Source organism: Streptomyces sp. NPDC050423, assembly GCF_040655445.1.
Lineage (GTDB): Bacteria > Actinomycetota > Actinomycetes > Streptomycetales > Streptomycetaceae > Streptomyces.
Map to the genome: position 1 here is coordinate 154,991 of NZ_JBFAJY010000010.1, position 10,826 is coordinate 165,816.

At 72.8% G+C, this 10,826-nt stretch carries 11 protein-coding genes; 2 read left to right on the top strand and 9 right to left on the bottom strand.

Features of this window, described 5'->3' with window-relative positions:
- Nucleotides 1-90: 90 nt before the first annotated feature.
- The 4 genes from AB0I52_RS10695 to AB0I52_RS10710 all read right to left on the bottom strand — a co-directional run bounded on the left by AB0I52_RS10695 (nucleotide 91) and on the right by AB0I52_RS10710 (nucleotide 4,669).
- A complete protein-coding gene (locus tag AB0I52_RS10695) occupies nucleotides 91-1,215 on the bottom strand; it encodes a TIGR03364 family FAD-dependent oxidoreductase (protein ID WP_363070968.1) in 1,125 nt (374 codons plus the stop codon).
- A gap of 140 nt (nucleotides 1,216-1,355) precedes the next feature.
- Nucleotides 1,356-2,120, bottom strand: a complete 765-nt coding sequence (locus AB0I52_RS10700) for a GntR family transcriptional regulator (protein ID WP_363070970.1) — start codon at nucleotides 2,118-2,120, stop codon at nucleotides 1,356-1,358.
- An 80-nt stretch (nucleotides 2,121-2,200) separates the two neighbouring features.
- Nucleotides 2,201-3,352, bottom strand: a complete 1,152-nt coding sequence (locus AB0I52_RS10705) for a hypothetical protein (protein ID WP_363070972.1) — start codon at nucleotides 3,350-3,352, stop codon at nucleotides 2,201-2,203.
- Nucleotides 3,353-3,502: 150 nt separating this feature from the next.
- Nucleotides 3,503-4,669, bottom strand: coding sequence for an ROK family transcriptional regulator (locus AB0I52_RS10710; protein WP_363070974.1), 1,167 nt, complete (start codon nucleotides 4,667-4,669; stop codon nucleotides 3,503-3,505).
- A gap of 56 nt (nucleotides 4,670-4,725) precedes the next feature.
- Here AB0I52_RS10710 and AB0I52_RS10715 point away from each other — a divergent pair, with 56 nt between their 5' ends.
- A complete protein-coding gene (locus tag AB0I52_RS10715) occupies nucleotides 4,726-5,871 on the top strand; it encodes a Gfo/Idh/MocA family oxidoreductase (protein WP_363070976.1) in 1,146 nt (381 codons plus the stop codon).
- Nucleotides 5,868-6,347 (top strand): heme-degrading domain-containing protein, encoded by a 480-nt coding sequence (locus tag AB0I52_RS10720; RefSeq protein WP_363070978.1) that lies wholly within the window; start codon nucleotides 5,868-5,870, stop codon nucleotides 6,345-6,347. Before AB0I52_RS10715 ends, AB0I52_RS10720 begins: the two co-directional genes overlap by 4 nt.
- Nucleotides 6,348-6,512: 165 nt before the next feature.
- Here AB0I52_RS10720 and AB0I52_RS10725 read toward each other — a convergent pair whose 3' ends face one another.
- From AB0I52_RS10725 to AB0I52_RS10745, 5 genes are all read right to left on the bottom strand, one after another.
- Nucleotides 6,513-7,373: a fumarylacetoacetate hydrolase family protein gene (locus AB0I52_RS10725; protein WP_363070980.1), complete on the bottom strand. Its 861-nt coding sequence runs from the start codon at nucleotides 7,371-7,373 to the stop codon at nucleotides 6,513-6,515.
- Between the two features lie 126 nt (nucleotides 7,374-7,499).
- Nucleotides 7,500-8,270 (bottom strand): YidC/Oxa1 family membrane protein insertase, encoded by a 771-nt coding sequence (locus AB0I52_RS10730; RefSeq protein ID WP_363070982.1) that lies wholly within the window; start codon nucleotides 8,268-8,270, stop codon nucleotides 7,500-7,502.
- 136 nt (nucleotides 8,271-8,406) lie between these two features.
- The gene (locus tag AB0I52_RS10735; protein ID WP_363071014.1) at nucleotides 8,407-8,727 is read right to left on the bottom strand and encodes a DUF6412 domain-containing protein; all 321 of its coding nucleotides are present in this window, start codon (nucleotides 8,725-8,727) and stop codon (nucleotides 8,407-8,409) included.
- A gap of 275 nt (nucleotides 8,728-9,002) precedes the next feature.
- Nucleotides 9,003-10,526, bottom strand: coding sequence for a sodium:solute symporter family protein (locus AB0I52_RS10740; protein ID WP_363070984.1), 1,524 nt, complete (start codon nucleotides 10,524-10,526; stop codon nucleotides 9,003-9,005).
- Nucleotides 10,523-10,711 carry a DUF3311 domain-containing protein gene (locus tag AB0I52_RS10745; RefSeq protein WP_363070986.1) on the bottom strand — a complete coding sequence of 63 codons (189 nt, stop codon included), beginning with the start codon at nucleotides 10,709-10,711 and terminating at the stop codon, nucleotides 10,523-10,525. Before AB0I52_RS10745 ends, AB0I52_RS10740 begins: the two co-directional genes overlap by 4 nt.
- Nucleotides 10,712-10,826 lie beyond the last annotated feature (115 nt).

Consider the following 10,826-nt stretch of genomic DNA (forward strand, 5'->3'; position numbering starts at 1 on the left):
GGGGGCCGTCCGTGGTGCGGGAGTTGTGGGTGGTGTTGTTCGTGGCGTGGGTGTTGTTCGTGGCGCGGGGGTCGTTCGTGGTCAACTTCGTCACCAGCCCAGTTCGTTGGCGGTCGTCTCCGCGATGGCGGGCGAGCAGGTCATGCCGCGTCCGCCCGGTCCGGTGACCAGCCAGACGCCGTCCCGTACCTGCTGGCGGTGGACGACGCGGCCGGTGTCGGTGCACTGGGCGTAGACCCCGGCCCAGCGGTGGCGGATGCGCGGCAGCGGGCGGCCGAGGAAGGACTCGACGACGCCGGTGAGGTGCTCGTACGGCTCCTCGACGGTGTCGAAGGAGAAGGGGTGCTCGTACTCGTGGGTGTCCCCGATGGTCAGTCCGCCGTCGCGGCGCTGCACCATCAGGAGTTGCATCCGGTGTTCGGCGGCGGTGGCGGTCTGGGGCTGTCCGGCGTTGAGGGCGTCGAGCGCCTCGCCGCGGTAGGCGGGGTAGTAGCGGAAGCTGTCGGCGTCGGCGACGGACGTGGTGAGCTTCTCGCCCAGTGCGTCGGTCTGCATCATCTGGAGGCGGACCCGCCGCACCGGCAGGCCGGGACCGGCCAGTTCGCGGACGAGGCCGCCGAGCCAGGCGCCGGTGGCCAGGACGACCGCGTCGCCGGTGTGCACGTCGCCGTGGTCGTCGCGGACGGACGCGGCGCCGACGACCTCGCGCACCTCGCGGCCCCCGAGGTAGGTGTACCGGCCGGAGGCCTGCAGCTCCCGCTTCAGCGCGAGCTGGGCGATGCGCGGCTCCACGGCCGCGTCCCGCTCGCACCACAGGGCGGCGCGGAAATCGCCGCGCAGCGCCGGGTTGACCGCGCGGGCCTCGTCGGCGGTGAGCAGCTTGTAGCCGCGGGCCGCCGCGTCGGGGCGGGCGACGGCCGCCTCGGCGACGGCGGTCTCCCGTTCGGTCCGCAGCGGGGTGAGCGAACCGCAGGCCCTGAAGCCCAGGTCCGGCACCCGCTCACCGATGGACTCCCACAGCTCACGGGCACGGAGCGCGGTCTCCAGCTCCTCGCCGCCGGCCCGGCCGCTGACCCATATCTGTCCGAAATTGCGGAGCGATGCCCCGCGTGCCTCGCTCTCGCGCTCGATCTGTACGACCTCGTGGCCGCGGTTCACTGCGTGCCAGGCGTGCATGGTTCCCACCACGCCGGCTCCTACGACGATGACTCTCACGACGGCAACGCTCCTCGGGACGGGTGACCCGTACGGATCGGTACGGCGACGGGAGGGTGAACCGAGCCCCAAACTTGGCCTAGACCCGTTACCTTTACGTTATCCACGTGCGTCGGTCTGCCGTCGAACCGCGTTACGGCTCAGCCGCGTCCGCTCAGGTGGGCGGTGAAGGAGAACCGGTCGCCGCGGTACAGGGTCCGCACCCGCTCCAGCGGCCGGCCGCCCGCGTCGCGCGAGACCCGGTGGATCAGCAGCATGGGCAGCGCGGGCGGCGTGCCGATGAGCAGCGCCTCACGCGGGGTGGCGAGCACGGTCTCGATCCGCTCGTCCGCGTCACCGAAGGAGATCCCGAGCCGGTCGTGGAGGTAGGCGTAGAACGAGGAGTCGGGGTCGAACTTCTCCGCCAGGTCCGGTACCCGGGCCACGCTGACGTACGTGCTCTCCAGGCCGACCCGGTCGTCGTCGGCGAGCAGCACCCGCTCCAGGTGCCAGACCGGTTCCCCGTGCTCCGCCCCGATCTCGGCGGCGAGCGCCTCGGGGCAGGGGAACCGCTCCAGCCCGATGAGGTGGCGGCCCGGGGTGCGCCCCTGGCGGCGTACGCCCTCCGTGTAGCTCGCGAGGGAGAGCGGCTGCTCCAGCTTGGGGCCCGCGACGACCGTGCCGCGGCCCTGCCGGGCGAGCCGCCCCTCCAGGAGCAGTTCGCGCAGCGCCTGGCGCACGGTCTCGCGCGACACCCCGTAGCGCAGGGCGAGGTCCCGTTCCGGCGGCAGCATGCCGCCCTCGCCCAGCTCCTCGACGAGGACGGAGACGTGGGCCTTCACCGCGTAGTACTTGGGAATACGGCCGTGCTCCGGGATGCCGGAGCGGATCGGTGCGCCAGGTGCCTGGTCGTGCGGGTAGTCCACGCCCCGATGGTGGCAGACGGACATGAACACCGGTGGACGTCCAGGGTCTTTCGTTTGGATCAGGCTGGATCGGCTCGAAGTCAGCGGCGGGCGCGGCGCGTCCGGCGGGACCAGACCACCATGGCTCCGCCGCCGATCAGAAAACCGGAGACGGTGAGACCGGGCCGCGGCAACGGCACGGGGATACCGGTCCTGGCCAGCTCCGGGACCCCGGCGGGGTCCCGGCCCGGTGCGACGGGGCGCGGGGTGCCGGTGGTGGTTCCGCTGGGCCGGGCGCCGTCGGGGAGGCGGCCGGGCTCCTCGCCCGTACCGTCGCTCTCCCTGCCGGTGCCACCGGTCTCGTGGCCCTTGCCGACCTCGCCGGTGCCGTCCTGCTCGTTGCCGGTCCCGTTGCTGTCCACGCTCTCTCCCCCGCCGTCCTCGACCACGGTGAACGGATAGTCCCCCGACTCTCCGACCCACTCCCCGTCACCGCCCGTCGGCGCTGTGCCGCTGTCGGTCCCGCCGCTGTCGCTCGTGCCGCTCGCCGGGTGCCTGCGCTGGACGATCGCGGCGTTGGCGGTGATCCGGCCGGCGCTGGTGTCGGAGGTGAACGCGAGCCTGACCTGGACGGTGACGGTGTGGCCGGCGGGCACGGTGAAGCCCCCGAAGGCGTCGTCGCCGACGCCGCCGAAGACGCCGATGTGTTCGTCCCGGTCGGTCGTCTCCCAGGTGACGCGGTGTTCCACGTCCGGATGCGCGCGCTCGGAGAACTTCAGCTGGATCTGGTCCGAGGTCAGCTTGCGGTCGGCGTCGGTGAGGACCAGGACCGGGTGGATGGAGCGGCAGGCCCGCGTAGTGGTGTTGGTCAGGTCCAGGAACCAGGTGCCGTAGCCGCCGCCGGAGGCGTAGGTGTCGGGGCCGCCGTGGATCCGGGTGTCGATGGGGAACTCGGCCGCCTCCGGATCACCGCAGGCGGGCTGCTGGTCGGCGGTGACTGCGCCCGCCGCCGCAGCCGCGGCAGCCGCCGGTGCCGAGGTCAGCGGGGTTGCCGGGGTGGAGGCCGGATTGCTCGGCGGGGCGGCGGACGCGTTCCCCGCCCCGCCGAGCACGACGGCGGGAACGACACTGGCGGCGGCCAGCCCGAGCGCGAGCCCGTGCCGGGGCCGCCCGGCGGATGCGGGCGGGTACGCCGGCGCGGGGTGTTCCGGGGGTGTGGCGGGCGGGGGCGGGGTGGGGGGCACGGAGGGCATGAGGGGCGGCCTTCGCTGCTCGCGGAAACGGTCGGCTCGCCCCGGACCCGGAGTTCACCGGTATGGACCCGCGACGCTGCCACGCCCAGGGGGCCGCCCCCGCGCAGACATGCCGCGAGGCCGCCCGGCCGGCGGCGGCGAACCCCTCGATCAGCCGAGCCGGGGCGGCTCGGGATCACCCTCCCCGTCCCCCTGCGGGTGGCCGTCCCGCTCCGGGTCGTCGCTGCCGCCGACGCGGCCGAACAGCGGGGCGAGGACCAGTTGCGCCGCCCCTTCCGCGACCGGCCGGTCGCCTCCCCCGGCGGTGACGTCCGGAACCGGCACCCCGCCGACGCCCTCGCGCCGGGCCCGCTCGTCGAGCACGGCGCGCACTCCCCGGACGTACGCGTCGGGGTCGGCGGCGACCGTGCGTCCGCCCAGCACCACCCGGTCGATGCCGAGCAGCCCGACCAGGTTGGCGGCGCCGGTGCCGAGCACCCGCGCGGCCTCGGCGACATCGCCGCGGGCGACGGCGGCCAGGCAGAGCGCCTCGATGCAGCCACGTCCGCCGCAGCCGCACCGCACCCCGTCCAGCTGAACCGTCTGGTGGCCGAACTCACCGGCCCCGGTACGGGCCCCGCGGTGCAGCGCCCCGCCGAGCACCAGCCCCGCGCCGAGCCCGGTCCCGAGGTGGAGGTAGGCGAAGTCGCCCGGACCCGCCGCCTGGAGGGCGAGCCCGAGGGCCGCGGCGTTGGTGTCCTTGTCGATGACGACGGGCAGCCCGGTCCGCGCGGCGAGGGCGTCCCCGAGCCGGTAGCCGTCCCACTGCGGGAATCCGGTGACGCGGTGCAGAACCCCGCCCCGGTGGTCGAGCGGCCCCGGTACCGCGGCCCCCACGCCGAGCACCGGCCGCGTGCCGTCGCCGCGCACGGCGGCGACCGCGCCGGCCGCCGCCGCGACCACCTCGTCGGCCGGGGCGCCGAAGTCCAGTGGGGCCGTACGGCTCGCGACCACCGTGCCCGCGAGGTCGACGAGCACCACGGTCAGCCCGTCGCGGTCCAGATGCAGCCCCACCGCGTGCCCGGCGTCCGGCACCAGCCGCAGCACGGTCCTGGGCTTGCCGCCCGTGGAGGCGCGGTGGCCCGCCCCGGCCGCCAGCCCCTCGGCCCGCAGCCGGGCGGTGATCTTGCTGACGGCCTGCGGGGTGAGCCCCGTCCGCTCGGCGAGTTCGAGCCGGCTGATCCCGCGCTCGCCCGCGACCCGCAGCAGGTCCAGCACGAGCGCCCCGTTGTGGCTGCGCAGCGTCGGCAGGTTGGCGCCGCTATTACTCCTGTTCACCGACCCATTGTCGCTGCCGCTTGCACTTTGGCAACAGCGTTGCGAAAGTGGGACGCATGACTGCCCACGCGACTCACGAGCCCTCCGGAACGGCCCCGGCCCCCCTGCGCGTCGGACTCGTCGGCTACGGCCTGGCGGGTTCCGTGTTCCACGCCCCGCTGATCGCCGCGACCGACGGTCTCGTCCTGGACACGGTCGTCACGTCGAACGAGGACCGGCGGGAGCAGGCCCGCGCCGAGTTCCCCGGCGTACGGTTCGCCGCCTCGCCGGACGAGCTGTGGCAGCGGGCGGACGAACTCGACCTGATCGTGATCGCGTCGCCGAACAGGACCCATGTCCCGATCGCCGCCGCCGCGATCAGGGCCGGCCTGCCGGTGGTCGTGGACAAGCCGATCGCCGGTACGGCCGCGGAGGCGCGGGAGCTGGCGGGCCTGGCCGAGGAGCACGGGGTGCTGCTCTCGGTCTTCCAGAACCGCCGCTGGGACAACGACTTCCTGACCCTGCGCGCGCTGATCGCGGACGGTGAGCTGGGCGAGGTGCAGCGCTTCGAGTCCCGCTTCGAGCGGTGGCGCCCGCAGCCGAAGGGCGGCTGGCGCGAGTCGGGCGACCCGCAGGAGATCGGCGGGCTGCTGTTCGACCTGGGCAGCCATGTCGTCGACCAGGCGCTGGTCCTGTTCGGTCCGGCGGTGCGGGTGTACGCGGAGTCGGACGTACGCCGGCCGGGCGCGGCGGCCGACGACGACACGTTCCTGGCGATCACCCACGCGAGCGGGGTCCGCTCGCACCTGTACGTCAGCGCGACGACGGCCCAGCTCGGCCCGCGTTTCCGGGTGCTCGGCTCCACCGCCGGCTATGTGAAGTACGGCCTCGACCCTCAGGAGGCCGCCCTGCGCGAGGGCGCACGCCCGTCGGCGGACGGGCCGTGGGGCGAGGAGGCCGAGGAGCTGTGGGGCCGGCTCGGCTCGGGCGAGTCCCCGCTCACGGGCGGCGGCACCCCGGTCCGTACGCTGCCGGGCGACTACCCCGCGTACTACGCGGCGGTCACCGACGCGCTGCGCGGAAAGGGCGAGAATCCGGTGACCGCCCTCCAGGCGGCCGCGGCCCTGGACGTCCTGGAGGCCGCCCGCCGCTCGGCCCGCGAGGGCGTCACCGTCACCCTGCCCGCGACCCCCGGATCCCTCACCGAGGAGCAGTCCGCATGAACCCCACCGCTCCGACCATCTCCGAGCTGATCGCGCAGGAGCGCCGGCTGACACTGCCGCACTTCGGCTACGACGACGCGTACGCGCTCGGCGGCCTGCTCGTCTCCCTGGCCCGGGAACGGCACGCACCGGTCGCGATCGACATCCGGCGCGGGGCGCAGCAGCTGTTCCACGCCGCGCTGCCGGGTTCGAGTGCGGACAACGACGCCTGGATCGACCGCAAGCGCAGGGTCGTCGAACGGTACGGAGAGAGCTCCTACCTGGTCGGAACCCGGTTCCGGGCCAAGGGGACGACGTTCGACGACGCCTCCCGCCTGAACCCGGGCACGTACGCCGCGCACGGCGGCTCGTTCCCGATCTCGGTCGAGGGCGCGGGCGTCATCGGCTCGGTCACGGTCTCGGGCCTGCCCCAGGCGGAGGACCACGCGCTGGTGGTCGAGGCCCTGGAGCAGTTCGCGACGACGATCACCGGCTGACGCACCGAAGGGGCGGGCCCACTGTCACCGACAGCGCCCACCCCTCCGATGTTTCAACGAATCAAACCCGAGCCCGGCACATCAAGCCTGAGCCCAGCCCCCTCAAGCCCGTCCGGCGATTGAGGACAGAGCGACCCCCGGGCGCACCCGGGCAGAACTGGCCCCCTACGCCCCCTTCAGCTCCTGCCGCTGCCGCCCCAGCCCCGCGATCTCCAGCTCCACGACATCCCCGGCCCGCAGATACGGCTTCGGCTCGGGCTGCCCCATCGCCACCCCCGCCGGCGTACCGGTGTTGATCACGTCGCCCGGGTAAAGCGTCATGAAGTGGCTCAGGTAGCGCACCACCTCGCCGACCGGGAAGATCTGCTCGGCCGTCGTGCCGTCCTGCTTCAGCTCACCGTTGACCCAGAGCTTCAGCGACAGCGCCTGCGGGTCGGCCACCTCGTCGGCCGTCACCAGCCACGGCCCCAGCGGGTTGAACGTCTCGCAGTTCTTGCCCTTGTCCCAGGTGCCGCCGCGCTCGATCTGGAACTCGCGCTCGGAGACATCGTGCGCGACCGCGTATCCGGCGACGTGCGCGAGCCCGTCCTCGGCGGAGTCCAGGTAGCGGGCGGTGCGCCCGATGACGACCGCGAGCTCGACCTCCCAGTCGGTCTTCTCGCTGCCGCGCGGCACGAGCACCGTGTCCTCGGGCCCGACGACGGTGTCCGGCGCCTTGAAGAACAGGATCGGCTCGCCCGGGATCTGCGCACCGGTCTCCGTGGCGTGGTCGTGGTAGTTCAGCCCGATGCACACGATCTTGCCGATCCGGGCGAGCGGCGGACCCACCCGCAACCCCCCGGCGTCGAGCACCGGCAGCTCGCCGGGCGCGGCCGCGGCGGCCCGGACCCGGGCCAGCGCACCCTCGTCGGCGAGCAGCGCGCTGTCGATGTCGGGGACGACTCCCGACAGGTCACGCAGGGTTCCGTCCTCATCCAGCAGTGCCGGTCGTTCCGCGCCTGCCGTACCCACACGAAGCAGCTTCAACGGTCTGTCTCCCCTTGGTCGAGATCGGGCCCGTCGGATGGGTTGCGGCCATCGCAGGCTTGTCCGATCGTCCAAGACATCCGATCACTCCGCAAGACCCTGTTCACACACTGGACCGGCGTGCCCCTAGGCGGCGGTGGCCAGGGCGGCGCCCGCGGCCGGCATGTCGCGGTAGAGGCAGGCCCGTTCGACCGCGGTCCAGGTGGTGCTGGTGACGACGTACAGGGCGGCGGCCAGCGGCACGAAGGCCACGGTGAACAGGGTGAAGAAGGACATCAGCGGCATCACCTTCGTCATCGCCCCCATGCCCGGGACCGGCTGTCCGTCGGGCCCGGCGGTCGGGGTGACGGGATTGACGGCCATCTGTCGCTTCGTACGCCCGTAGTTGAAGGTGGCGACCGCGGCGACGATCACGAACAGCCCCACGTACACGAGGCCCTGCGCCCCGAACATCCCACCGTGCGCCAGCGCGTCGTGCCAGCGCTCGCCCAGCGGGGCGCCGAAGAGCTGGTGGCCGAGGAGTTCGTTGGGGTCGTTGCCGATCTTCTGGCTGGAGAAGAGGTGGTAGAGCAGGAAGAAGGCCGGCATCTGGAGCAGGCTGGGCAGGCAGCCGGAGAGCGGCGAGACCTTCTCCTCCTTGTGCAGCTCCATGAGCGCCTTCTGCATCCGCTCGGGGTTCTTGCGGTGCTTCTTGCGCAGTTCGGCGATCTGCGGCTGGAGCCGGCGCTGCGCCTTCTGCCCGCGTGCCGCGGCCCGCGACAGGGGGTGCACGGCGAGCCGTACGAGCGCGGTGAAGAGCACGATCGCGGCAGCGGTGGACGCGGTCTGGAAGAACGGGTGGAGCAGATCGGCGAAGGCGCCGACCAGGCTGGCGAAAGCGGACATGAAGGCGGACATGGATGAGCCCTCCGGGGGTCTCGTCGTGCCGGGAAGTGGATCAGCTTCGGCATGACGATCCGCGCGGGGCGCCCACGCGTACGCGCACACGGCGTACGCACCTGGACGAAGGAGGGAAGAAAAGGAGAGGGGAGCCCTACGCGGCCGTCAGGAGGACACGGCCGGGGGCTCGGGGGCGCCTGCGCCCCTTGGCGTCGGGGTCTCGTTGCGGCAGGAACGCGGTGCGTTTCTCCCGGTCGCGCATGGCGGTACGGACCCGGGTGCGGGGCACCGGGACGGCGCAGCGTGCGCTGATGACCGAGCAGGCGACGAGTGCGGTACCGGCGGCCGCGGTGGCGGCGAGCGCGACCGCGGCGGAGAGGCTGCCGCCCTCGGCGAGCAGGACCTCGGTGAGGAAGAAGAGCAGGAGTCCGGCGGGACGGAGCAGCCGGGCGAGGACGCCGCGCAGGCGGTTCATGGCACCTGCGTCCACGGATCCTCCCCCTCTCGCGCTCCCTCGGCCGCGCTGTGAAGCGGCACTTCAGCCTTTAACCGTTATACACGATCGCCGTCAACCGGCTTCATGCGCGATCAGTCCCGATCGGCCCCGATGGGCAGCAGGAGCCGACGGGGCCGGAGCGGCGCGCGGCAGACCGGATTGTCCGGATCCAGGTCCTGCCCGTCACCGGGCCGCATCTCGACGTCCTCGGGCGGTACGGGCACGGCGCGGACCGGGCACTCGCACAGCCCCCCTCATCCCGCCGCCACCGCGCGCTCCTCGTCCCCGGCCCCATCGATCTCGTCCCGGGCGAGCACCTCCTCGTCCGGCCGCTCGTCGTGCTCGCGCGGCCCCGCGTACGTCACCGCCAGCGCGACGGCCAGATTCGCGCCGAGCGCGACGATGCCCGCGTTCACGCCCCACACCGGATCGTTCTCCGTGAAGACGAACCCGCACACCACACCCACCCCGACGACCAGCCCGCTCATCGCCCCGAGCAGCGTCAACCGCCGCCACATCAGCCCGAGCAGCACCATGGGGAGCAGCTGCGCCATCCCCTCGTACGAGATCAGCGAGAGCCGCACGAGGGTGTTCGGGGCGGTGTAGGTGAGCAGCAGGGCCAGGCCCCCCGCGATCACGACGACCACCTGGGCCGCGCCCTTCTGCCGCCGCTCCCAGCGCGGCACGAGCGAGAGCACGCTGCGTCCCCACATCGTGCCGATGACCAGCATGAAGACGGCCATCGGCACGATCGAGGAGAGGGCGGCCGCGACGCCGATGACCCCGACCGACCAAGCCGGCAGCGAGTCCACGACCAGCTTGAAGAGGGCCAGGTTGGACTCGGCCCCGACCAGCCCCGGCACGACGAACAGGGCCGCCATGCCGAGCAGCATCGGCACGAACAGCAGGACGTTGTAGGCGGGCAGCCACATCGCGTTGCGCCGCAGCACGTCCGCGTTCCTCGCGCCGAGGTAGCCGGCGACGGTCGTCGGGAAGATCACGACGGTGAGGGAGTTGAGGAACGAGGTGGTGATGAACCAGGCCTGCCCGAGCCCGCTGTCCCCGTGCCCGGGGAAGGTCAGCCACTCGCTCTTCTCGGTGACGAGCCGGTCGAGGAAGGGCCCGTAACCGTCGAAGTAGTGCGTCGGTACGTAGACGGCTAGGAAGCCCAGCGTGGCGATCACCATCACGTCCTTCAGCACGGACACCCACGCGCTGCCACGCAGCCCGCTCACGACGACGAAGCCGGTGGTGACGGCGAAGGCGATGAAGTAGGCCCAGTTCAGACTGATCGCGCCGTAGGAGATCGTCGAGACGACCACGCCCATGCCGGTGATCTGGAGCTGGATGTACGGGAGGAGGAAGACGGTCGCGAGGACGGCGACGAGCGCCCCGAGCCAGGGCCGTGCGAAGCGGTGGGCCACCATGTCGGTGATCCCGACGAGGCCGTGCTTGCGCGCGTACGCCCAGAGCATGGGCCCGACGACATAGCCGACGGCGTAGCCGCAGGACATGTACGCCACCACGTAGAGCACCGGTGCCCCGTAGTTGTAGCCCCAACCGGCGGCGCCGAGATAGCTGAAGCTGGTGTAGCCCTCGCCGGCCATCAGCACCCAGATGAAGACGGTCCCCAGACTGCGCCCGCCCACCGACCATTCGGCGAGTCCGCCGCCCTCTCCCCCGCCCCTGCCGCGCCGCCCGCGCACGGCGAACAGTCCGAGGGCCACGGTGGCGACCATGAAGACCCCGAAGACGGAGGTCGCGACGGCGGCGTTCACCGGCGGTCCCCCCGCCGGGTCAGCCACACGGCGACGGGGGTCAGCACCGTCGCCCCGAGCAGCCAGAGGAAGAGGAACGGCAGCCCGAGAACCACGGGACGGACCCGGTTCACCAGCGGCAGCGCCCCCAGGTAGAGCACGTAGGGAACCAGCAACCACAACAACTGCGGACGTCGTCTGAACACGTCAGAGAACCTTACGGCTCGGTGCGCGGCAGGGCCACCGACGCGGAGTGCGGCGCAGCAGGAGACCAGCCCTCACGCCCGCCGCAGGACCCACGCACCCAGAGCTCCCAGCCCC

Excerpts from the sequence above, each read along its gene's own strand:
- AB0I52_RS10730 (WP_363070982.1), bottom strand. The coding sequence starts at position 8,270 with ATGTCCGCCTTCATGTCCGCTTTCGCCAGCCTGGTCGGCGCCTTCGCC.
- AB0I52_RS10720 (WP_363070978.1), top strand. The coding sequence starts at position 5,868 with ATGAACCCCACCGCTCCGACCATCTCCGAGCTGATCGCGCAGGAGCGC.
- AB0I52_RS10715 (WP_363070976.1), top strand. The coding sequence starts at position 4,726 with ATGACTGCCCACGCGACTCACGAGCCCTCCGGAACGGCCCCGGCCCCC.
- AB0I52_RS10735 (WP_363071014.1), bottom strand. The coding sequence starts at position 8,727 with ATGAACCGCCTGCGCGGCGTCCTCGCCCGGCTGCTCCGTCCCGCCGGA.
- AB0I52_RS10705 (WP_363070972.1), bottom strand. The coding sequence starts at position 3,352 with ATGCCCTCCGTGCCCCCCACCCCGCCCCCGCCCGCCACACCCCCGGAA.